Consider the following 22,525-nt stretch of genomic DNA (forward strand, 5'->3'; position numbering starts at 1 on the left):
GTGAAATTCGGTAAAATGCTTGGTGATCAAGAAGATTACCGATAAATGGCACAATTGGGTAGTTTTTTACGCAGGGCGATCTCGCCAGCGAATGTGACGAGGGTACCGCGTAAATCAAGGGTCTTCAAGTTTTTCATTTTGGCAAGATCGTTCAGCCCCACATCGCTCACTAATGTATCGCGCAGTTGCAATGTCGTCAGATTCTTGAGTGGGATCAGTTCCTTCAAGCCAGCATCGGTAATTTGCGTTTTGTTAAGAAAAAAAATCGTAATGTCATCAGGATTCTTTGGCTTTTTAAATTCACTCTTCGCAAAATCTCCAGCGAGAGCACAGGTCAAGGCGTGGATTGAGCCTGCCTGTCGCAATGCTTTCAAACCTACATCGGTAATCTGTTCCCCATCCAGCGTGAGAGTAGTGAGTTTTTTTAAGTGTAAATGAACCAGACAATCTCCCGAAACCTTCGTATCGATCAAACTCAGTTCGGTTAGATTGTTCAGGTCTGCAAGTGCTTTCATACCTTCGTCAGTAACACTCGTAGTGTTCAGGTTTAGCATGGTGACCTCTTCAGGCTTGGTAGGTATTGCGAAATTCGCTCCGTACGCATAACCAAGTGTGTGTAACAGTTTTGCCTGTTTCAGAGCGTGCAGTGCTTCATCGGTCACCTGCTTTAAGTCGATGTAAATTCTGCTGAGGTTCCTGAGTGGTGCCAGATCTTTCAGCCCACTACCTTTCACCTGCGTGCCCCTGAGGGAGAGTCTGCCGAGTTTATCCAGCGGCGCGAGTTCTTTCAGGCCTGCATCCGTTATTTTGGTATTTACCAGAGAAAGGTCGTTCAGGTTCCTTAATTGTGCGATCCCTTTCAGGCCTTCATCGTTAACTGGCGTATCATGGAGGCTAAGTTTGATGAGATCTTTGTGTGAAGCAAGTTCTTTCAACCCTATCCCAGTGAGTTGTGCCTCTACGAAACCAAGTGACTTCAGATTGCGCAGAGGTTTCAGTTCCTTCAGCCCTGCATCGGTGATTTTTGTAGCATTGACCCCCAGCGAAGTAAGAGTTGGGATCTTTGCAATTTCCTTCAGTCCCGCATTAGTAATCGGTGTGCGAACGATGTTCAATGAGGTCAGTTTCTTCAGTGAAGTCAGATCCTTCAGTCCCAGATCGGTTGCTTGGCTCCCGTCGATACCAAGATACGTCAATTCGGAAAGTTGTGCGACTTCTTTCAGTCCCACATCGGTGATCTGTTTCCCACCGATCGTGAGGTAATTCAGATTCGCAAAGTGTGCCAGTTCTTTCAGTCCTGTATCAGTCAAGTCTGGGCCAAGCAAGTCAATCCCCTTCAAATTTTTCAGTGAATTGAGTTCTTTCAGTCCGGTACCTGTGACCCGCGTATTTCTGAGACTTAAATAGTTGAGATTCTGGAGAGGTGCCAGTTCTTTCAGCCCCGCATCGGTTACTGGGCTGCCTTGAATTGTCAGGCTTGTCAGATTCTGGAGAGGTGCCAGTTCCTTCAGCCCCGCATCAGTCACTTCAGAATTTTCTAAATAGAGTTTGGTCAGGTTTTTCAGTGGGGCGAGTAATTTCAGGTCTGCATCAGTCGCCTTGCGGTGGGAAAATTGCACCATGGTCACTGGTTTGCCAGGTGCTTTTTCATCCCGTTCTACACCAACCTTCATTTCAAATAATAACTTAACCGCGTTGTCTTCTGCTTCATCCGCCCACGCCGATGGGTGGGCAAACAGTACCGTAAATACAATTGGGATGATGAACTGTCGAAACATGGCGTCTCCAGAATTGAGGCTTCAACAAGTATAGACGATGCCACGTGGTACAACAACGAAAAAAGACCAGTCGTTTGTACGAATGTTCATCTGCAATCCGGAATCATGAGCTTTTCTTCATCTTTCACTGGAAATGAGAGGCATTTTCAGAAATTTCTATTCCTTTTCTCCCACTGTGGGGGCACAATAGTCCCACAACCTTTCCGGAGAACTGTGCGGTGCGATTATTCCTCTACGCAGCCATTATTTTCATCTGTGGCATGAAAATTCAGGCAGCAGAAAAACCCAATGTGCTCTTTCTGTTTACCGATGACCAACGACCCGACTGCGTAGGTGCGTTAGGGCATCCTGTGTTACAAACCCCCCACCTGGATAGTCTGGTAAAACGTGGTTTTACCTTGACCAACAACTATTGCCTGGGGGCCAACAGTGGTGCGGTCTGTTTACCCAGCCGGAATATGTTGCTCAGTGGGCGGGCCTATTTTCGCTTCAAGGGAATGGCAGAGCCCACGAAGCCCCACCTGCCAGGCTCGTTTAAGAAAGCTGGCTATGAAACCTACCACCATGGCAAAATTGGCAATACCGCCCGCCTGATTCACAAAGAGTTCGACCACAGCAAGTATTTGCAGCCGAATGATGATGCGGAACGGAGAAACGGCGAACCCGGCAAACAGGTGGTGGATGATGCAATTGGATTTTTGAAGCAACGCACCAGCGACAAGCCGTTTTTGATGTATCTGGCGTTTGGCAACCCGCACGATCCCCGCGTGGCAGCTGAAAAATACCTGAAAATGTATGATCGTAGCAAAATTCCGCTGCCGAAAAATTACATGCCTTACCACCCCTTTAATAATGGGGAACTGTTTGTGCGGGATGAACGCCTGGCACCATGGCCACGCACGGAAGATGAAGTCCGCAAGCAACTCCATGAATATTTTGCAGTAATTACCGCGATGGATGGACATATCGGTCGCCTGCTGGCCCACCTGGAAGAAACGGGTGCGATGAAAAACACCATCGTGGTCTTTTCCAGCGATCACGGGCTGGCGATGGGCAGTCACGGCCTGTTTGGCAAGCAAAGTATTTATGAACACAGCATGAAAGCCCCACTGATTGTGGCAGGGCCGGGAGTTCCCCACGGAAAAAGCGATGCGATGACCTATCTGCTGGATATCTTCCCCACCCTGTGCGATTTAAGTGGGGTGGAAATGCCGGAAAATATTGATGGAAAGAGCTTTGCACCCGTCATCCGAGGCAAAGCAACCACCCACCGAGATCGGATTTTTCTATCGTATCAGGGGGTTCAGCGATCAATCCGTATTGGCAATTGGAAGTGCATCCGCTATCCACAGATCAACAAAACGCAGTTATTTGACCTGGCAACCGATCCGGATGAACTGCACGACCTGGCAGGTGAAGCAAAACATGCCGACCGGATCACCATGATGTTGACGACATTGAAGGAAGAGCAAAAACATTATGGGGATATGCAACCTTTGGAAGTAGCAAAACCCAAAGACGGCACTGTGACTCTGGAAACCTTCAAAAAAGCCCCAAAAACAACGCCGAAGAAAAAGAAGAATTGATTAAATTTGTGTCAGAATATACTTCCACACCATACAGAATCAGGGTGCTCCATACGTTAAAGTGAACGATGACATCGGAAAGCACGTCCCTTCATAGTTGCTCAGAAAATTAACGATATCTTTTCGTCCAAAATATGCAGTAGAACGAGGAGATATGTGCATCAATATAATTGGGCGATTGTCAAATGCAGGCCCAAAAAAACTGATCATATTATTTGCTTCTTTGTCAGATTCTATAACCGTTCCTTTAACTGGAATTATCACAAATTCAACACATTGCTCTTCAACTTCACATGCGAGAAAGTTGAGCTTTTTCCGAGTGGGTGATGTAATTGGTTTGTTGGAAATCACAGGACTTTGGCCACTCATGCCGCCAATGTTGCCAATATTCCTAGATTGTCTCTTCTGTTCGTCTTCCAATCGTCTTAACCGCTCATCGTTCTGCTCTAAGTGCTTGTCAATGTTTTCGATGGATTTCAATATAGAAAGTAGTATTTTTCGATTAGTCTCAGCACTTTCTTGCCCATTAGCAAATTGAACTCCGAGATAGAGTATAGTAGCTAAACAAATGTAATATTTCATGATTATCTCCCAAGTAAATTAATTATCATTTAAACCTGTTTCAAGCTTCTTATTGAGCAACTCAAACTGCCGAAGCAATTCTTTATCTTCATCGGTAGGCGTTTCCAACCGTTTGACCTTTTCTTCTAAACGATCTAAGCGATCATTCACCTGTTGTCGGTATTTTTTTTCTAATGACAGATAATCATCTTTTTTCATATCTGAGACAAGCTTATCCCTTAGATCACTGACTGGTTCTGCGCATTCAGGACCTTTTGCACGCATGTCTTTCTCGACATAACTTAATCTCTTGTCGAGTTCTTTGATATCAGGCTTGCCAGTTGCTGAATCCCAGATCCCATCTGCGAGCTTACCCAGCAAAAACTTCGCGGTCCAATCAACAGCCACGACGGCCATTTTGGGAGTGTGTGGCCCACATCCTGCAATCATCGCAAATACAACAACTGCAATCATTCCGGGAATCGACTTTGCCAGAAAGAATCTTCCGGTGCTTTTCACGCTGTTCTCCTTAAGAAAGTAACTAACTGAATGGTATCCAAAGTTTTTTTTGAGTCTCCGGCGCACCGCGCCATAAAAAATGTCACAACAAAATTTAAAATGTATGCAGCTTACAAAAGGGTTGCAAACGAGATGAAACCTGCGGAAAAAATCGGGCTCTCTGATCACTGGTTTGCCAAACATCATCCAGCCTACCGAAAAGCAATTAAAATTGCATTTCAAATCCACTTTCTCGATACTGTAGAACAAATCTTTGAACAAAATAAATCTTGTAAAATTGATAGTTCTCCTCAATCATGGGCAGCATTTAACACAATGCGAGATCCCAGAAATGTAGATAGGGTTGTGGATGGAACAAATGGAATTACATTAGATTTTTTGCTTGGTGTCGCAGCAAAATTGAAGGTTGATGTAGCAAGACTTATACCAGATTTATCTGAATGGATCGCATTAGCAACGGTTCACTTGATCACATCGGTTAACAGGAATATTTACAATTTTCCAAATTTGAAGGATGTGGAGTTGTTCAGAGAAATTGTAGATTTTCGAGCACCTGACTTGGTAGAAAAAGCTCGACTCTATACGGAATTTATACTGGGTTTATCATTTTCAGAAAGTGATTTTGAGGACAAAATGAAAAGCAAGTGTGATTCTGCTGAACTTCAAGCAACACTTGATCGGCTTCCGAAGACACAATCGACTAAGATTCTTGAAATAGCGAGATTGATTGGTGAGATTGTACTAACTAATCGCAAGTAGCAAAGAAGCATTTAATATGAATAAAATAGATAATACTTTGCTAGTTCTTTTCATTAATAATGAACTAGATATAGACTTAATGAACCAGATCAGGCAATTAGCAGAATCTGATGAAGAACTGGCGGCCAAGATTGATCTGCTGCAGGGTTTTGGATTTTCTGATTCCCAGGATATTCCAATACAGGCAGTACCAGTGAAAAAGGTGGGCAGCTTGTATCGTCGCCTGCATTCTGCTGCTGCTGTAGCACTGCTGATTGCATTTCTGACAAGTGCGGCGATTACCAGTTATGCTGTCTTCCGCCAGAAACCGCTTGTAGAAGATTCTTTCAACGATGGGTGGTTTGATACGCGAATCTGGGATCCCTATCTTGGCCGGAAAGGTGTGCGTGAAGAACAAGGGCAACTACGCCTTCTGAATCGCGGGTCAATTGTGCCTCAGGCCGACATTCAAGGCGACTTTGAAATTGAATTTGACTGGGAATGGGTCGATCTGAGCAGCGACCCACTTTATCCTGATGCATTGACTGTGTGTTTGTTTACTTCTGGCAGGCATGCTACTCTTCATCCATTCCAGCCAGAAGATGGTCTGGAGATCACTTTCGAGGTGCGTCGGGGCAATATTGCGATTTGTCCCAGAATTGTTGGGCTGAGCAATACGACCAGTCCGCTTGGTTCACTTCCCCTGGCACCCGGCCAGAATTACCAGATACGCATCAAGGTGGTGGGGAAAGATATTTCCATTTATGCTTCTGGTAGTGGCATCGATCCGAAGTACCGCAAAACCCCTGTGATGACCTACCAAGTGAAACACGAATTCACTGGCAAACGTGTGGCCATCTACAATCGCGAATATGTCGGTGGCAGCAACCACGAATCCCGTCTGGACAATCTCATCATACGAAGTCTAAAAGGCAACTAACTACCTTCAAAATCGCCGTTTCCATCTGTGCGGAAAATATTTTTGAAAAAATCGAAAATTAGTGAACACCTTGCCAGTAAATGGTGTATATTATTGTTGTTGGACATTCTGTGCGAACAAACAGGTTGAAATAATCCTCGGGCACAGGAAGTCTGAAGTGTGGGGAGGATTAGAACAATGCGATGGAAAATGCAATTCACCATCTTGTTGCTGGTAGCATTCGGATGGTGCCAGGTGTTACAGGCTCAGACTTCGCAGGAAGAAGAACAATTACAACAATCGTGGTTCCCACTGAAGGGCGGATATTCCTGGACTTTCCGAATGGAAGGGGAAAAACAGAAGTTGGTTTGGCGGGTCATTCTGCAACCAGAGAGCGACCCTAACAGTTTTATTCTGGATGCCGCGCTTGGCACTCGAACTCTGGATGCCGAGGTGCTGCAAGTGCGTGAGGATGGGATCTATCGCACGCAGGTGGGGCTGGAACGAATTAGTCCCGGAGTACCCATTTTGTTGAACGAACAAACCACCTGGCAATCGAAGTTTCGCCTGCAGCGACGCGAAAACACCTTCGCTGCTACGAAAGAACCTGCTCAGATCAAAGTGCCCGCAGGCACATTTGAGACAATCCTGGTCACCTCCACCGTCACCGATCAGAATGTGAAGCACGAACTACTGACCTGGTATGCAAAAGGAACCGGGCCGGTGAAAATGGTGATCCGTGATGGCAAAAAAGATCTTGTTCTGGAATTGGAACGGTTTCGCAAAATCCCAGTGGTTCCCAAGCCGAAGTCGAAAGCTAGACAGCCCCGGACAACACCGAAAAACTAATTCACAGGTGTCAGATGAACTCTCCCAAATTACTGCTTACTGGTGCCACTGGTAAAGTTGGCCAGCATTTTCTGAAACGTTTTCTTGCCGATCCTGCCTATCAGAGTTGGCAGGTGGTGGCAATTTGTCATCAGCGAACTTTGCCAGAGCACCCACGCATTACCTGTGTGCGTGGGACGATTGCTGATGAAGGACTGGTGGCTCAGGCGATGCACCAGGTGACGCACGTGGTGCACATGGCCACCTGCAAAGAAACGCCACAGGACATCATGGATGTGGCAATCAAGGGGATGTTCTGGTTACTAGAAAAGGCACGCCAGCAGCCCGGTTTTCAGCGATTCATTCTGATTGGTGGCGATGCTGGAATGGGTCATTTTTTCTATCCCCACCCAGTGCCAGTGACAGAACAGCAACCCCACAGTGCCTACCCAGGGTGTTACGCACTCTCCAAGGTGCTGGAAGAAGTAATGCTGGAACAATACGGCATTCAGTACAACCTGGATGGCTGCTGCCTGCGGGCACCCTGGATTATGGAAAAGGACGACTTCAAATACCAGCTTTCTTTTGGTGATGATGTCTTTGGTGGCCCCAGGTGGTGCGACCTGGTTGGAAAAGAAGCTGCGACAGAGTATGCAAAGATCGGTGCAGTACCGGTAATGCAGGATGAAAACGGTCAGGCAGTCAAACGAAACTTTGTGCATGTGGATGATCTGGTAGATGCCCTGCTGATTGCGTTAACCCACCCCAGGGCCAGGCGGGAAACGTTCAATATCTGCATGAACGAGCCAGTGGACTATCAGGAATTGGCCGATTACCTGCACCGCACGCGACAACTGCCTGATGTGCCAGTAAAAACACCTTATCATTCTACTTGGTTAGATAACTCCAAAGCCAGATTCCTGTTGAACTGGCAACCCAAGTACGACCTCTTCCGCATGACAGATGAGGCGTTCTGTTATGTGCGTGCCGCGGACGATCCGCGAAAAATTTGGTATCCGGGCTGATTTGCAGCACGGATCAGGAGAACAACACGATGAAACAACAATGGATGACTTGCCTGCTGGCAGTGGTGCTGACAGCACCTGTGTATGCCCAGGGCAACGGTGTATGGACTAACCCACAGGATAAGGCCTTACCAGTTGATTTTACGATCCAGGGGGAATATTCTGCAGACCATATCGGTGTGCAGGTGATTGCACTGGATAAAGGAATGTTTCAGGCAGTGGTATACCCAGGTGGCTTACCAGGTGCAGGCTGGGATGGCAAAAACAAATCAATTCTGGCAGGCAAACTGGACGACAACAAAAAGACCGCCACTTTTGCAGCAGCTACCGGTAATCGAAAGTATCTGGCTGGTCCTGCCGAACAATTTTCTGCTACCCGCAAGTTCCCACCGGTGGGTCAGATGAATTATTCTGCAACAACAGATGGCACGTCCTTCAAACTGATGGGTAAAGAAGAAACGACCTTAAAGAAAGTAGAACGGAAAAGTGACACGCTGATGTTAAAGGCACCTGAAGGTGCTGTAGTGCTGTTTGACGGCACCAGCAAAGATGCCTGGAATGGTGGCCGCCTGGATGAAACAACGAAATTGCTGAACACCGACGGCAAAGATATTCTGACCAAACAGAAATTCAACAACTACCACATGCACGTTGAGTTTATGCTTCCGTTCAAACCATCTGGCCGTGGGCAGGGTCGTGGCAACAGCGGCTTCTATCAGGTACACCATTACGAAGTGCAGATTCTGGATTCATTCGGCCTGGATGGTGCCAATAACGAATGTGGTGGTGTCTACACCAAAGCAGAACCGAAAGTCAACATGTGTGCCCCACCACTGATGTGGCAGACTTATGATGTAGAGTTCACCAACGCGGTGGTTGAAAATGGCAAAAAGGTGAAGAATGCGGTGATGACTCTCAAGCACAATGGTGTAGTGATCCACGATAAACTGGAAATCAACGGCAAAACAGGTGGTTCCAGAAACGATCCAGAAGGTACTCCCGGGCCAATTTTGCTGCAGGGCCACGGGAACCCGTTGCAGTACCGCAATATCTGGGTGGTCGAAAAGAAGTAAATGATGAAGTCCTCATCTTTGTGTGCATCCGTCCACAATTTCATCTGAAATGATCTTCACACGATCTGCATCTTAGGCGATATTCTTATCGTTCGCAGAATGTTGCTTTCACCGTATTCAGCAGCACCCGATTTTTCTACAATGAAGGTTCACAGATATTTCTGAAAAAGGATAAGAGGAAGAGACATGCCACTGGTACCGTTGAGACTGCTGTTGGATCACGCTGCGGAAAACGATTATGGGATTGCCGCGTTCAATGTGAACAACATGGAACAAATTCAGGCAATTATGGAAGCGGCCAAAGAAGTTGACGCACCAGTGATCATTCAGGCCAGCCGTGGGGCACGTTCCTATTCACAGGATGCCTATCTGCGTCACCTGATGCTTGCTGCAGCAGAATTGTACCCCAATATCCCGATCGTCATGCACCAGGACCACGGTAACAGTGTGGCAACCTGCAAAAGTGCGATCGAGCAGAACTTCACCAGCGTGATGATGGATGGTTCGTTGAAAGAAGATGGCAAAACACCCGCAGATTACGACTATAACGTCGCCGTTACTGCGGAAGTGGTGAAAATGGCCCACCCACTGGGGGTATCTGTGGAAGGTGAACTGGGTTGCCTCGGTTCTCTGGAATCAGGTCAGGGTGAACAGGAAGACGGCCACGGTGCGGAAGGTACCCTGGACCACTCCCAACTGTTGACTGATCCTGCCGAAGCGGAAGACTTTGTGCGGAAAACTAAAGTGGATGCGTTGGCAGTGGCCATCGGCACCAGCCACGGTGCGTACAAGTTCACCCGCAAACCCGATGGTGCGGTGCTGGCCATGGACCGCATTATCGAAATCCACAAACGCCTGCCAAACTGCCACATGGTGATGCACGGTTCTTCCAGTGTGCCCCAGGAACTGCAGGATTTGATTAACAAGTTCGGTGGCAAGATGAAGCAGACCTACGGTGTGCCCGTTGAAGAAATCCAATTGGGCATCAAAAACGGTGTGCGAAAAATCAATGTGGATACCGATAACCGGATGGCGATGACCGCTGCGATTCGCCAGGTGCTGACAGAAGGACCAGAAAAGTTTGATCCTCGCGATTATCTGAAACCAGCTCGCGAAGCGATGAAGCAAGTTTGCAAAGACCGGATGGTTTCGTTCGGTCAGGCGGGACAGGCCAGCAAAGTGAAAATTAAGACCACCGCAGAATTCGTATCGTTCTATTCTTAATTTTCTGTAATTGATTGTGTTACTTGCGCCCCCTCTTCATGTCTGATCGGGCATGAACAGGGGTATTTTTGATCCTACTTTTTCGGCTTTTTATGTCACCTCCGCCACTGCCGTTATCGCCAGAAATACAGCAGCTTGTCAGCACGGTGCAGAAAAGTCGCCTGATTTCTGCGGATGACTTTGCTTCATTGCTCGACCGGGCAAGTGGGAACCTGCGAAAAGATTTCGACGCTTTTTCCGACTGGCTGGTGAAGCAGGGTGCGTTCACCGACTATCAGATGAGCCGGTTGAAACAGGGCACGTATCAGGGGTTGGTGCTGGGGCATTACCATCTTCTTTCCCCGTTGGGCAAAGGTGGGATGGGAACAGTATTTCTGGCTCGCGATATCCGATCGCCCGAAAAACGCACGGCACCCGCTTCTGGCCTGGTCGCTCTGAAGATTTTGCCCCCACAAAAAGCACGCAGTGAAGATCGGGCGCTTGCTCGTTTTTTGCGTGAAATCAACCTCAACAAACAGGTGAATCACCCCCACCTGACCAGAATGTATGAGGCGGGAGCAATCCAGAACGTTCACTATATTGCGATGCAATATGTGCGTGGAAAAACGCTGAAAGATGTCATTACCACCAATGGCCCGCTGCCAATTGCTGATGCTGCCCGGTTTTTTGCTGAAGTTGCTGATGGTCTGAACCATGCCCACGAACGAGGACTAATTCACCGCGACATTAAGCCGTCCAACATCATGGTAACGCCGAATCTGCACGCCAAAATCCTCGATCTGGGTTTGGCGATGATGGAAAATGAGGAACTTCCCGACGATAAAACCATTGTGGGTGGGGAAGGGTACGTTGTTGGCACGATGGATTTTATTGCACCGGAGCAGATTGGCACTCCCACTGGTGTTGATGGGCGGGCTGATCTGTACGCACTGGGATGCACACTGTACTACACGCTGACAGGCCACCCACCGTTTCCAGGTGGGACTTCTGTTGAGAAAATGAAAAAACATCTCAACGAATATCCGCCACTGATTACCGACCTGAATCCCACGGTGCCTGTGGAATTTGCCAAGTTGGTGGAAAAAATCATGCACAAAGTGCCAGAAGGTCGATTGCAGACGGCAATCATTGCCCGCGAAGCACTGGCACGGTGGGGTAACGCCACCACTGCCCGCCCCATGGATGTGGAGGCCGATGCGAATCCCACAGAAGAAATTGTTCTGGATTTGGATTCGAAACCGAAAGAATCGAACAACTTTTTTGAATCGATTCCCGTTTCCATTTTTGAAGCGAAGCAGAAAAAGCACAGCAAAAAAGCAAAAGAAACCGCCGAACAACCACCTTTGCCTTCTGTCCCTTCGGCAGAAGATCAGAAAAAGGCCGATGATGGTTCAGACGCCTCTCAACGGAAGGTAAAACCATCGGAAGGGGCTCCTGATGAACCCCAGGATGAAACGGAGCCGAAACGAGACCGGATCCTGTTTTCACCAGTCGTGTTGATTCCTGCCATTCTTTTTCTGCTGTTACTGCTGGCTACAGGTATCGCGGGGCTGATTGTGTTGTTACGGTAAGTGTAATTTCGCAGAATGAACTTCGGGGAACACAACGCACCGCATGAAAGGAGCTTCACATGAATAATATTGTTGTGGCAGCGATTCAGCAGGAATTTCTGCATGTCCGTCGGCAAATCGAAAAAGCAATTGCAGGTATTTCTGATGAGGCGTTTTTTCGAACCCCGCAGGAGCCACTCAATTCGATTGCGATTATCATCAAGCATATGGCGGGTAACTTAAAATCTCGCTGGACCGATTTTTTGACCACCGATGGCGAAAAACCAGACCGTAACCGCGATGGAGAGTTTGAAAACGCTCCCACGGATACGCGGGAAACCATTCTGGATCGTTGGAAGATTGGGTGGGGCATTCTGGATGCAACATTAGCCAGCCTGTCAGATCAACAACTGGGCGAAACGGTCACAATTCGGGGGGAAGCATATACCGTTCACGGTGCGATGCTACGTGCCTTGTCTCACGCTGCCTATCACGCAGGACAGATTTTGTATCTGGTTCGCTGGACCACGCCCGACGCACCATGGCAGACAATTCCCAAAAAGTAAGTCATCTGTGCTGACTGCAGCAGCTTCGTGATTACTTTTTCTGATACCAGTCAAAATCAACCAATAATTTCTTTCACCACGTGGGCTTCTTCGAGGCCTGTCAGACGGAAGTCCAGCCCAGCATGACGATACGTCAGCTTGCGGTGATCAAACCCCATCAGATGCAGCAAAGTAGCATGAAGATCGTGTACATGAACGCGATTTTCAACTGCCAGATAACCAAATTCGTCGGTGGCACCGTAGCTGAAGCCCGCTTTGACACCCCCACCCGCTAACCAGATCGTAAAGCCGTGGTGGTTGTGATCGCGACCAGTGGGATTACCCCCACCGATCGGAATTTCCACTGCTGGTGTGCGGCCGAATTCGCCCCCACAAATAACCAGCGTTTCATCCAGCAAACCACGTTTGTCCAGATCGGTCAGCAGTGCGGCAATCGGGCCATCGCATTCCCCACCCAGGCGACGATGCTCACCGGCAATATTTCCGTGGGAATCCCAGGGCTGCACATCCCCGTGGTAACACTGCACCACCCGCACCCCACGCTCGATCAGGCGACGGGCAATCAATAATTGTCTGCCATGTACTTTGTTGGCCCCGTACAAATCCAGCGTCTGTTGGGTTTCTTTGGAAATATCAAATGCTTCTGTAGCTTCTGTCTGCATTCGGAAGGCCAGTTCGAACGATTGAATCCGTGCTTCCAGATTCGGATCATCTGCACGTGGGGCCTGATGGTTTTTGTTCAGCCTGCTGAGCAGATCCAATTGCCGACGCTGATCGGTGGGGGTTGTTTTCGGGTTGGCAATGTTGGCGATGAGGTCTTTCGCCTCTTTTTTGCGAGTATCCAGATAAGTTCCCTGAAAAATTCCAGGTAGAAAAGCTGATCGCCAGTTGGAAGAGTCGGCAACGGGCAAGCCGGGGCACATGGTGATAAAGCCAGGCAGATTCTGGTTTTCGCACCCCAGACCGTACAGCAGCCACGATCCATAACTGGGGCGAGACAGTCGTTCGTCACCGGTGTTCATCAACCGCATGCTCTGTTCGTGGTTGGGTGTGTTGGCATACATCGATTTAATGATGCACAGTTTATCCGCATGCTGGCTGGCAGTTTTTTGAAAGATTTCGCTGCACCACAGCCCACTTTTGCCATACTGCTGGAATTTGAATGGTGTGGGTAAGGCGACACCAGTTTCCCGCTCCGTGGCAAGATTTCGAACGGGCAGGGTTTTGCCCGCGAATTTCTGTAGTTGTGGTTTGTAATCCCACGTATCTACCTGCGAAGGCCCGCCGTTCAGGTAGATGTGGATAATATGCTTCGCTTTCGCTGCAAAAGGTGGTTTCCGTGGTGCCAGCGGATTGCTTCCGGCAGAAAGTGGATCTGCCTGCAGCAATGTGGGCAGTGCCAGCAAGCCCAGGCCAGTCCCCACCGTTGCCAACAGGTCACGCCGTGTTATCGGATCGTTTTGAAACATGATTTACTCCCGGGCTTCAATCTACAAACATGAATTCGTTGCTCATCAGCAGCACCTGGGCCAGTTGTTCCAGTTTGCCTGCCTTGAGAAATTCAGTGCAATCCTGCAATTCAGGGGCTGTCGGCTTGCGGCCATAAATCAACTGGAACAATTTCTCCACTTGCTGGGCAGGTTCGCCCGGTCCGATCCGTTTGGCAACAGAAATTGTGAGTGCCAGCACCATCGGTGAATTCAGTGCAAACAGAGCCTGTTGTGGCACCGTAGTTTGCGAGCGTCTTGCGGTGCTGGTATCGGGATTGGCAAAATCGAATGTCTGGACCACGGCGGGGATATTCTGACGTTCAACAAAGCAATAGATTGTACGGCGAAATGTTGTGGGATTATTAATTAACACGGGCCGGCCATACATCGTTTCATCCAGTTGCCCTGCCACCAGTAGCAAAGCATCACGCATCTGTTCCAGGTCAAGCCGACGACGATTTCCGTACCACAAATAGCGATTGGTGGGGTCTTTTCGCCGTTGATTCGCCATTTGCATTGTTTCTGGCAGAATGGAAGACCGTTGATACGCACGCGATGTCATGATCAGCTCGTGAAGTGGTTTGGTTTTCCAGCCACTACGAATGAAAAAGTCGGCCAGATAATCCAGCAGATCCATCTGCACTGGTTTGGCAGATTGCAGGCCAAAGTCACTGGGGTTTTCCACCAGAGGCTCGCCAAAGTGGTGCTGCCAGACCCGATTTACCCACACGCGAGCAGTCAGTGGGTTGGTGGGAGAGGCAATCGCTTCCGCCAGATCCCGCCTGCCACTGCCATTCGGGAATGGGGTGCGATCACCTGATGAGAGAATTTTCAGAAATTGGCGTGGCACTGGGTTGCCGCGGGCGTTTGGGTCCCCACGCTGGAAAATGACAGGGTCGTACAGAAATTCTGCATCCTGCAGAATCATTGCCCTTGCGGGTGCGTTGGCATGCTTGACGGCGATGGCATCCAATTGCCCCACCAGGCCACGGTAGGCATCTGCGGGCTGACGGGAAAGGTAGAATCCAACATCACGGGCAGGAAACCAGACTGGCCCATCGCGGGAAATCAGTAATCGTGCCAGCGGGTCGTTTTCACCCATCTTCTGGTTGTAAGCAGCCAGAATGATTTTGCCGTATGCACTGGCTACTTCGGCCTGGGTACCTGGTTTGGCCGCAACGAGACCATCAATCACCCGCTGATCAATCCCACGTTCCTGCCACTGCTTTGGTTGCAGGCGAAAATCCCGCATCAGGTCGTGCCAGGGTCCAAAAATGGGATCTTCCGGGAAAGCTCTTCGTGCAATGAGTTGTCGCCAACGTTTGGTAATCTGTGGGCGAAGCTGATCAGGTGTCAGCGACAGAAAAAAGATCGTCGTTTCTGTATTATCCGGCTCGGTGGTTGCCACATGGACCAGATAGTCTGGTGTGCGGTCTCGTGCAGTTTTCAATGTGGCCTGATAGTGTTCCTGCTGCTTCAGGTGAATTTCTTTCCGCTTGGCAGCAAACTCCTGTTCAAAAGGTTTGCCTGCATCAGTAATTGGCCCAATCCGTGGGCGATCATCCGGTTCGATACTGTTGGCAAATACACCATGCAGGGAATAATAATCCGCAGTGGGAATCGGATCGTACTTGTGATCGTGGCAGCGGGCACAACTAACCGTCAGACCCAGGAAGCCTCGCCCCACCACATCAATCTGATCATCAATGACATCATGTCGATTGCTGTCAAACATGCGGCCCAGGGTCAGAAAGCCCATCGCTGCCAGGTCGGGTGAATCTTCCGGCAAGCCCAGTTGATCGGCAGCCAATTGCTCGCGAATAAAGCGATCGAACGGCTTGTCGTCGTTGAAGGCCCGGATGACATAATCTCGATATGTATAGGCAAATGGACGAATACGAGCGCTGCCATACATCAGCACACCGTCTTTCGCATCGGAATAACGTGCCACATCCAGCCAATGTCTGGCCCAACGTTCGCCGTGGCGTGGCGAAGCCAGCAACTCCCGCACCAGATCCAGAAACTTCTCGCGTGGGGTAGCTAACTGCTGTTCCGTCGGTGGCAGGCCGATGAGATCATACGTTGCCCGCCGAACCAGGGTGGGCATATCTGCAGGTTCCGTGGGCACGATCTGCTGTTCCTGCAATCGAGCGTCAATCAAGGCATCAATCGGATGACCTTTTGCAGGTACCTTTGGCGGATTGATCGGCTGAAAAGCCCAATGCTTCGCAGCAACTTTTTCAATATCGGTGACAATCTGCACCCCCACGCGGGGATCGAACGCACCCTGCCGGATCCAGGTGGTTAACACGTCTATTTCGGCATTACTTAATTTGGCACTGTCTTTGGGTGGCATTTTCAATTTGTCATCGCGTCGCGATACCACGCGAATCAACAGACTGGCAGCAGGATCGCTGGGTACAATTGCAGGCCCACGCTCGCCCCCACGTTCCCAACCGTTTTTTGTATCCAGCCGCAGATTTCCCTCCGAAATATCCTCGTTATGGCATCGGTAGCAGTGCTTTACCAGTAATGGCCGCACCTTTTCTTCAAAGTACTTGAGTTGTACCACATTGTCTTTCCCCCAGATCGGTGCGGGGCTGCCCACCAGGCCGATGAGCAGCATAGCAACCAATACGAACGGGCTGATTTTCCCAATAATACAACTGCGAACAAAGTTCATTTCATTCCAACCCTGTTTTCCACCACGGAACGTGGCTTCATTCTGCCACAATCAGGCAAGAAAACCCAGCGAAAAGAGGGAATCACACTTCATGAATCTTTAATAACAGCCATTCGAGTACCCAGCCGAGGGTGGTGAGGCTGGTGTCCTGAACATCGCGGGTGGGCAAAAACTCCGAAAATGATACCCCCAACACCTTTTCCGACCAAAGTGCGTCAATGGCCGATACCACCTCGCGTGGGGACAGGCCCAGCGGAAGATGGTGGCCCGTTGCAGGAAAATAGACCGGATCAAACACATCACAATCGATATCCAGCCAGATGTGGGAGTACTTTTCCACCAATGTGGCCATTTCTGCCAGCCTGCCGTGGGGGTCTTTTGACCATTCAAGCGATGAAAAAGTTGTCGTAAAGTATTTGCTGATATGCTTTTGCGGCAAAAACAGATCACGGTGACCAATCTGCACGATCGGCGGCAGCTTTTCGCCCAGATGTATGAGAAAATTGCCATGACTGAGGCTCTTTTCCACCTCATGCAGGTGGTAGACATCCAGGTGGGCATCAAATTGAATGACCAGTGTATCGGCAGGTAAATGCTCGTACACCGGTTTGACAGACAGGTGGTTGCCTCCGCACCAGAGGATGAACTCTTTCCCCAGCAGCTTTTGCAGCACCTGATGTGCGGTGGCTTCCCAATTCTGAATTTTTTCTAATGTCGAAAAGTCGCACGAGTGCGTGTGTATTTTGCCAGCAAACACCCTCGAACGTGCCTTCCGCTTCTCGGTGGCGGCATCTTCCAGGATTTCATCGATTACTTCTTCCATCAGGATGGCACCTTCGCTGGTGCCCGCACCCCCAAAGCAATCAAACGGAAAAGTAACCACCGTGGTGTTTTTCATTATTCTCATCCAATTTTCAGATTTTACTCATTTAGGCATTTCCGCGGGATTTCGCCTATCCCAGCACCCCACTGTGGGCTAAAATAATTACGTAACGTCAAGTGTTCCTACCTGGTTGATGCAATGCGTTTTGGTTTGCTGTCCTGCCTGCTCTTTCCCATCACCTTGTTTTCGCAAGTTGTTCCCAAAGAACCTACTGCGGAACAGTTGGAATTCTTCGAAAAATCGATCCGTCCGGTGCTGTTCGAGCAATGTTTTTCGTGCCACGGAGACAAGAAACAATCTGGCAGTGTGCGACTGGACAACGCGAAAAGTTTCTATCACGGTATTGATGGCATTCCGATTATTGACCTGAAAAATCCGCGTAACAGCCTGCTGTTAAAGGCTTTACAGCACAATGATCTGGTGAAGATGCCTCCCAAAAAGAAACTTCCCGATGCAGTGATTGCCAATTTCACCCAATGGATCGATGCGGGAGCACCCTTTCCAGCAACTCGAGTTGCAAAAGATCCGAATGATGCGCATTGGGCTTTTCAGCCAATCAAGAGTACCGCGCCACCTGTGGTGAAGGGCACCGTTCGCAATGAAATCGACCAGTTTGTACTGCAAAAGCTCACTGCAACCGGACATACGCTGAATCCACAGGCCGATCCCCGCACGCTGGTGCGTCGGGTTTACCGTGATTTGACGGGACTTTACCCCACCGCAGAGCAGTTGACAGAAGCATTAACAAACTTTAATGATGCAAAATATGAGCAAATTGTGAAGGATCTGCTGGCCTCCCCACGTTATGGAGAGCAACAGGCACGCCACTGGATGGACCTGGCACGCTATGCAGATACCAAGGGGTATGTTTTTCAGGAAGATCGTAACTATCCCTATGCCTATACCTACCGCGAGTGGCTGATCAATGCGTTTAATGCCGATCTGCCATATAGCGATTTGGTAATATTGCAATTGGCTGCGGATCAGGTGGTAAAACCAGGAGATTCACCCGCACCGCTGGCAGCAATGGGTTTTTTAACCGTGGGTCGGCGATTCCTCAATAACACCCACGATATTATTGATGACCGCCTGGATACCACGTTCCGCACCTTTCAGGGGTTAACGGTCAGTTGTGCACGGTGCCACGACCACAAGTTCGATCCGATTCCAATTAAGGATTACTATTCGCTCTATGGGGTGTTTGCCTCGTCCACCGAACCGAAAGATTTGCCTTTGCTGATGAAGCCGGAACAGATGCCTGGCTACAAAGAGTTTCAGCAGGAATTGACCAACCGTCAACAGGTAGCGAACGACTATTTCACCACCCTGACAACGAAATATCTGGCCGAGTGGCGGGATGCAAACAATCTGGCAAACTACCTGCAGGGTGCGTACAAGGCCCGAAAATTACCCACTGCCGCTGTGGGGCTGATTGCTAATGAGAAAAAGTTAAACATTCGCATGTTTGAGGCTTGGGTGACCTTTTTGAAGCCCCGGCTGAAGACGGAAGACCCCATATTTGGTGTGTTGGCGGCAATCTGGTCGATCAACGATACCGAATTCGCGAAAGAGGCACCAAGTGCGATTCAGAAAGTGCTTGCAGGCAAAACGATCCATCCCACTGTCCGTGGGGCGTTCGAAAATCGCAAAATTGCCACAAGTGACGATGTGACAAAAGCTTACGCCGATTTCCTTACCCAGGCTTTTCAGCAGAAAGCCGAAGCAACGAAAGCAATTGGTGCGATTCTTGCCGAAGCGGGTCCGCTGAATCTGGATGATAAGACTTGGGAACGCTTTGTTGCGGTTCCAGAACGAAATCGCCTGCGGGAATTTCGCCGCAAAGTGGATGAATGGCAGGCGAAATCTCCTGCCGCACCACCACGGGCAATGGTGCTGAATGATGCCCCACGTCCGATGCAGCCTGTAGTGTTTGTTCGTGGCAATCCAGGCAATCGTGGGCCATCGGTCCCACGTCAATACCTCGAAGTGGTTGCGGGTGACCAACGCAAGCCGTTTACACAAGGTTCGGGCCGTCTGGAAATGGCAAAAGCGATTGCCGACCCCAACAACCCACTAACCGCCCGTGTGATGGTAAACCGTGTGTGGGGCCACCTGTTTGGTCAGGCACTGGTGCGAACTCCCAGTGATTTTGGCACTCGGGGCGAGCCACCGACGCACCCGGAATTGCTGGATTGGCTGGCGGGGCAGTTCATGAAGGATGGATGGAGTATCAAAAAACTGCACCAGCGAATCGTGCTGTCGGCCACCTATCGCCAATCAAGCACGGTCGAACCATGGATGGCCCGCGACGATGCGGAAAATCGCCTGCTTGGTCGGATGAATCGCAAACGCTTTACCTTTGAGGAGTTACGCGATAATCTGCTGCAAACAGCCGGGCAACTGCAACATGAAATCGGTGGGCGTTCGGAAGATCTGTTCAAAGAACCGTTTACCAAAAGACGAGCGTTGTATGGCTTTGTCGATCGGCAGAATCTGCCCGGCACCTTCCGCTCGTTCGATTTCGCTTTGCCGGACACCCACGCCCCACAACGCTTCCAGACCACTGTGCCACAACAGGCACTTTACCTGCTGAACAACCCCTTTGTACTGCAACAGGCCCAGGCCATTGCCAGCATGCCACTTGGGAATTCTCCCACAGAACAGGCAACGCAACTGTACCATCGAATCCTGCAGCGTGCCCCCAGTGCTGCGGAATTGCAACTGGCAACGCAGTTTCTGCAAGGGCCCACGGTGAGCGCAAGTACTGAATGGACCTACGGTTACGGCAATCTGGATGAAAAGACACAGCGGGTCTCGCGTTTTACCAGCTTCCCACATCAGACGGGAAGTGCCTGGCAGGGCGGGGCCACGTTGCCGGATAGTAAGCTGGGCTGGGCGACGCTGAATGCACAGGGGGGACACGCGGGCAGCAATCCGGACTTTACCGTCATTCGACGCTGGACCGCACCCGAGGATGGTAAATTGACGATTACTGGCCAGTTCACCCACCGTAATGCTCAGGGTGACGGGGTGCGTGGCCGATTTGTCAGTTCGCAGCACGGCGTTTTGGGTGACTGGACTGTCCACAACAGCCAGCAAACGCTTACGGTGAAAGAACTTACGGTTGCCAAAGGAGAAACAATCGATTTTGTGGTGGATTGCCGCAAAGAAGTATCGTTCGACAGTTTTGCCAGCACTTACGAGATTCAATTGGTGACCGAAAAGGGCAGAAAAACGTTCGATTCGAAAGATGAATTCGTTGCCGGCCCCCCACCCACACCAGTCAATCCCCGCACTCAACTGGCCCAGATCCTGCTGTTAAGCAACGAATTCGCCTTCGTGGATTGACGCTGTTTGAGTACTATTCGATCGTTTTTATTCAATTTGAATCAACAAACATTTTGTTGTGCAGAATGATGAAACGGAATAAACCTTAGCTACTTCATGCCCTACTGTCCAGGATTCCTGGGTGCGCGGGCATGAGGCTTTTCAGGAAGGTGCGAATGACTGAATGCTACTTCATCTAGCCATCAACACCAACAGGACTCCCACGGTCAAGGTAGCAACAATTCCTGGTCGTTGAGAGGGCAAGTGGAGTAACAATGTCGCTATCCCGATAATGCAGGAACTCGTGAATACTCTGATCAGTGGATTGGTATTCAGCGGACCCGGGTTCACTATCAACGACATTGTGGCTGTAACGATAAACCATCCGAAAAAGTTTGACCAAGGGATACCGAAATAGCCACCTGCCTTTTCCCATGACCATGCTTTCCAGTGCACGAACAACGGATCAAGGATGAGATCCCAGAGCGTGGCAGCGAGTGCCGCGAAACAGATAAAATCGAACCCTCTGCTTCCTCGCGTGAGCTGGTCCGCTACACCCCACACTGTTGGCAGGACTACCATATAACCAACTGGCACCGCAAGTGGCACACCGAATAACCTTGGATACAAATAAGTCCCATATCGATATCTACCAAAAGGAAAGCCTGTTCTCTCTCCCACAAACTCAATCAGCCAACCACCAACAAACAAGATAAGTGCAGACCATAATACAGCTGAAACCTGCCATGTCTTGGCAAGTAACAGGTGCGTTACGGTAGCCGCAAGTAACGTGCCTGCATGAACAGCAATTCGCAGTCCCAGCTTGCTGGGGTCTTTCCGGTATGTCCAGAGTGCGAACAGAACTGGCAGGGAAAGGATGACACTGACTGCCAGTATGGGTTCCGTGGGGAAAATCACGCGTGTGGAACCTCCGAGACTCGTTTGACGATCAAAGTATAGGCGACAACCAGTGGCCATGCTGCACCTGCAGTCGCAGACCAGATGATTTCACCGAGCGGAATTCCAGCAGCACTAGCAGCCCAAAAGGAGTTTGGCTTCCATGCATGAATAAAATCTGGCCAGATTATTAATTCAATCAGAAGCAAAGCCGTGTAGATCAGCGCGAATCCTACGGCACCTGAAACCGCAACTTTCCATAGGTCTGAGCGGATAAGCAATAGTCCCAGCAATATGATCAAGTGCAACAACACGTTCGCACTCATGATATCGATACCTACTGCCAACAAAACCAGCAACAGAATGCTGGCAATCAGATATACAAAAATAAAACGTCCTGTATTGCCTCGGAATGAAAGATGTGGCTTAGCAGTTTTCCAACACGGAATTGCTGCGATTGCCCAACTGAGGGCACCAATGACAAAAGTAAACAGAAAATCTTCAATTCCAGGTATCCAGGGAATTACCCTCTTCGGTGTCCAGTACACTTCTTCATGTGCTATTGCCCATGGAGCCAGAGTGAGTGCCATTACACCACTGAGTAGAATGGTTTTTCGCTGTTTTCCTGCAAGTAACGCAACTAACAGGACCAATAAGAGCCCACCGAGAGTTGTGTAGAAGTATGGGTAGGCAGTCCAGTCGATCATCTACCTGTCCGAAATTTATCCGATTTCATCAAGTATAGCTGGTACGAAATCAGTCGCAACTATTGGAATTGTCATTCAGAACGGTTTCTGAATGGCGAAAACGGATTGTAATACAGAGGAATCGTTCGACAGTTTTGCCAGCACCTGCGAGATTCAATTGGTGACCGAAAA

At 49.5% G+C, this 22,525-nt stretch carries 18 protein-coding genes; 10 read left to right on the forward strand and 8 right to left on the reverse strand.

The window, feature by feature from the left end; all coding sequences use genetic code 11:
- Positions 1–35 precede the first annotated feature (35 nt).
- Positions 36–1,778, reverse strand: coding sequence for a hypothetical protein (locus tag R3B84_14860; protein MEZ6141850.1), 1,743 nt, complete (start codon positions 1,776–1,778; stop codon positions 36–38).
- Positions 1,779–1,996: 218 nt separating this feature from the next.
- Between R3B84_14860 and R3B84_14865 the strand changes: the two genes are divergently transcribed.
- A complete protein-coding gene (locus R3B84_14865) occupies positions 1,997–3,364 on the forward strand; it encodes a sulfatase-like hydrolase/transferase (protein ID MEZ6141851.1) in 1,368 nt (455 codons plus the stop codon).
- 39 nt (positions 3,365–3,403) lie between these two features.
- On the opposite strand, the gene R3B84_14870 is transcribed toward R3B84_14865, so the two are convergent.
- Positions 3,404–3,946 carry a hypothetical protein gene (locus tag R3B84_14870; GenBank protein ID MEZ6141852.1) on the reverse strand — a complete coding sequence of 181 codons (543 nt, stop codon included), beginning with the start codon at positions 3,944–3,946 and terminating at the stop codon, positions 3,404–3,406.
- 18 nt (positions 3,947–3,964) lie between these two features.
- Complete coding sequence (locus tag R3B84_14875; GenBank protein MEZ6141853.1) at positions 3,965–4,444, reverse strand: hypothetical protein; 480 nt, start codon at positions 4,442–4,444, stop codon at positions 3,965–3,967.
- A gap of 132 nt (positions 4,445–4,576) precedes the next feature.
- Here R3B84_14875 and R3B84_14880 point away from each other — a divergent pair, with 132 nt between their 5' ends.
- The 8 genes from R3B84_14880 to R3B84_14915 all read left to right on the forward strand — a co-directional run bounded on the left by R3B84_14880 (position 4,577) and on the right by R3B84_14915 (position 12,367).
- On the forward strand, positions 4,577–5,203 hold the full coding sequence (locus R3B84_14880) for a hypothetical protein (protein ID MEZ6141854.1): 627 nt from the start codon (positions 4,577–4,579) through the stop codon (positions 5,201–5,203).
- 79 nt (positions 5,204–5,282) lie between these two features.
- Positions 5,283–6,122, forward strand: coding sequence for a hypothetical protein (locus R3B84_14885; GenBank protein ID MEZ6141855.1), 840 nt, complete (start codon positions 5,283–5,285; stop codon positions 6,120–6,122).
- 177 nt (positions 6,123–6,299) lie between these two features.
- Positions 6,300–6,950 (forward strand): hypothetical protein, encoded by a 651-nt coding sequence (locus R3B84_14890; GenBank protein ID MEZ6141856.1) that lies wholly within the window; start codon positions 6,300–6,302, stop codon positions 6,948–6,950.
- 14 nt (positions 6,951–6,964) lie between these two features.
- Positions 6,965–7,954, forward strand: a complete 990-nt coding sequence (locus tag R3B84_14895; protein ID MEZ6141857.1) for an NAD(P)-dependent oxidoreductase — start codon at positions 6,965–6,967, stop codon at positions 7,952–7,954.
- 29 nt (positions 7,955–7,983) lie between these two features.
- The gene (locus R3B84_14900) at positions 7,984–9,027 is read left to right on the forward strand and encodes a DUF1080 domain-containing protein (GenBank protein ID MEZ6141858.1); all 1,044 of its coding nucleotides are present in this window, start codon (positions 7,984–7,986) and stop codon (positions 9,025–9,027) included.
- 186 nt (positions 9,028–9,213) lie between these two features.
- Complete coding sequence (gene fba / locus R3B84_14905; protein MEZ6141859.1) at positions 9,214–10,251, forward strand: class II fructose-bisphosphate aldolase; 1,038 nt, start codon at positions 9,214–9,216, stop codon at positions 10,249–10,251.
- A gap of 92 nt (positions 10,252–10,343) precedes the next feature.
- Positions 10,344–11,822, forward strand: coding sequence for a serine/threonine-protein kinase (locus tag R3B84_14910; protein MEZ6141860.1), 1,479 nt, complete (start codon positions 10,344–10,346; stop codon positions 11,820–11,822).
- A 59-nt stretch (positions 11,823–11,881) separates the two neighbouring features.
- The gene (locus R3B84_14915; GenBank protein ID MEZ6141861.1) at positions 11,882–12,367 is read left to right on the forward strand and encodes a DinB family protein; all 486 of its coding nucleotides are present in this window, start codon (positions 11,882–11,884) and stop codon (positions 12,365–12,367) included.
- 56 nt (positions 12,368–12,423) lie between these two features.
- On the opposite strand, the gene R3B84_14920 is transcribed toward R3B84_14915, so the two are convergent.
- The 3 genes from R3B84_14920 to R3B84_14930 all read right to left on the reverse strand — a co-directional run bounded on the left by R3B84_14920 (position 12,424) and on the right by R3B84_14930 (position 17,438).
- Positions 12,424–13,836, reverse strand: a complete 1,413-nt coding sequence (locus R3B84_14920) for a DUF1501 domain-containing protein (protein ID MEZ6141862.1) — start codon at positions 13,834–13,836, stop codon at positions 12,424–12,426.
- A gap of 16 nt (positions 13,837–13,852) precedes the next feature.
- Complete coding sequence (locus R3B84_14925) at positions 13,853–16,540, reverse strand: PSD1 and planctomycete cytochrome C domain-containing protein (GenBank protein ID MEZ6141863.1); 2,688 nt, start codon at positions 16,538–16,540, stop codon at positions 13,853–13,855.
- Positions 16,541–16,622: 82 nt separating this feature from the next.
- A complete protein-coding gene (locus R3B84_14930) occupies positions 16,623–17,438 on the reverse strand; it encodes an arginase family protein (GenBank protein MEZ6141864.1) in 816 nt (271 codons plus the stop codon).
- 123 nt (positions 17,439–17,561) lie between these two features.
- Between R3B84_14930 and R3B84_14935 the strand changes: the two genes are divergently transcribed.
- Positions 17,562–20,771, forward strand: a complete 3,210-nt coding sequence (locus R3B84_14935) for a PSD1 and planctomycete cytochrome C domain-containing protein (GenBank protein MEZ6141865.1) — start codon at positions 17,562–17,564, stop codon at positions 20,769–20,771.
- A 171-nt stretch (positions 20,772–20,942) separates the two neighbouring features.
- Here the strand turns inward: R3B84_14935 and R3B84_14940 are convergent, their stop codons facing one another.
- Positions 20,943–21,668: a carotenoid biosynthesis protein gene (locus R3B84_14940; GenBank protein MEZ6141866.1), complete on the reverse strand. Its 726-nt coding sequence runs from the start codon at positions 21,666–21,668 to the stop codon at positions 20,943–20,945.
- Complete coding sequence (locus R3B84_14945; GenBank protein ID MEZ6141867.1) at positions 21,665–22,354, reverse strand: hypothetical protein; 690 nt, start codon at positions 22,352–22,354, stop codon at positions 21,665–21,667. The genes R3B84_14940 and R3B84_14945 overlap by 4 nt, the downstream gene beginning before the upstream one ends.
- Positions 22,355–22,525: the final 171 nt, after the last annotated feature.

It is taken from the genome of Zavarzinella sp. (assembly GCA_041399155.1).
Lineage (GTDB): Bacteria > Planctomycetota > Planctomycetia > Gemmatales > Gemmataceae > JAWKTI01.

Excerpts from the sequence above, each read along its gene's own strand:
- R3B84_14900 (MEZ6141858.1), top strand. The coding sequence starts at position 7,984 with ATGAAACAACAATGGATGACTTGCCTGCTGGCAGTGGTGCTGACAGCA.
- R3B84_14910 (MEZ6141860.1), top strand. The coding sequence starts at position 10,344 with ATGTCACCTCCGCCACTGCCGTTATCGCCAGAAATACAGCAGCTTGTC.
- R3B84_14925 (MEZ6141863.1), bottom strand. The coding sequence starts at position 16,540 with ATGAACTTTGTTCGCAGTTGTATTATTGGGAAAATCAGCCCGTTCGTA.
- R3B84_14880 (MEZ6141854.1), top strand. The coding sequence starts at position 4,577 with ATGAAACCTGCGGAAAAAATCGGGCTCTCTGATCACTGGTTTGCCAAA.
- R3B84_14945 (MEZ6141867.1), bottom strand. The coding sequence starts at position 22,354 with ATGATCGACTGGACTGCCTACCCATACTTCTACACAACTCTCGGTGGG.
- R3B84_14935 (MEZ6141865.1), top strand. The coding sequence starts at position 17,562 with ATGCGTTTTGGTTTGCTGTCCTGCCTGCTCTTTCCCATCACCTTGTTT.
- R3B84_14870 (MEZ6141852.1), bottom strand. The coding sequence starts at position 3,946 with ATGAAATATTACATTTGTTTAGCTACTATACTCTATCTCGGAGTTCAA.
- R3B84_14885 (MEZ6141855.1), top strand. The coding sequence starts at position 5,283 with ATGAACCAGATCAGGCAATTAGCAGAATCTGATGAAGAACTGGCGGCC.
- R3B84_14915 (MEZ6141861.1), top strand. The coding sequence starts at position 11,882 with ATGAATAATATTGTTGTGGCAGCGATTCAGCAGGAATTTCTGCATGTC.
- R3B84_14895 (MEZ6141857.1), top strand. The coding sequence starts at position 6,965 with ATGAACTCTCCCAAATTACTGCTTACTGGTGCCACTGGTAAAGTTGGC.
- R3B84_14920 (MEZ6141862.1), bottom strand. The coding sequence starts at position 13,836 with ATGTTTCAAAACGATCCGATAACACGGCGTGACCTGTTGGCAACGGTG.
- R3B84_14860 (MEZ6141850.1), bottom strand. The coding sequence starts at position 1,778 with ATGTTTCGACAGTTCATCATCCCAATTGTATTTACGGTACTGTTTGCC.
- fba (MEZ6141859.1), top strand. The coding sequence starts at position 9,214 with ATGCCACTGGTACCGTTGAGACTGCTGTTGGATCACGCTGCGGAAAAC.
- R3B84_14890 (MEZ6141856.1), top strand. The coding sequence starts at position 6,300 with ATGCGATGGAAAATGCAATTCACCATCTTGTTGCTGGTAGCATTCGGA.
- R3B84_14930 (MEZ6141864.1), bottom strand. The coding sequence starts at position 17,438 with ATGAAAAACACCACGGTGGTTACTTTTCCGTTTGATTGCTTTGGGGGT.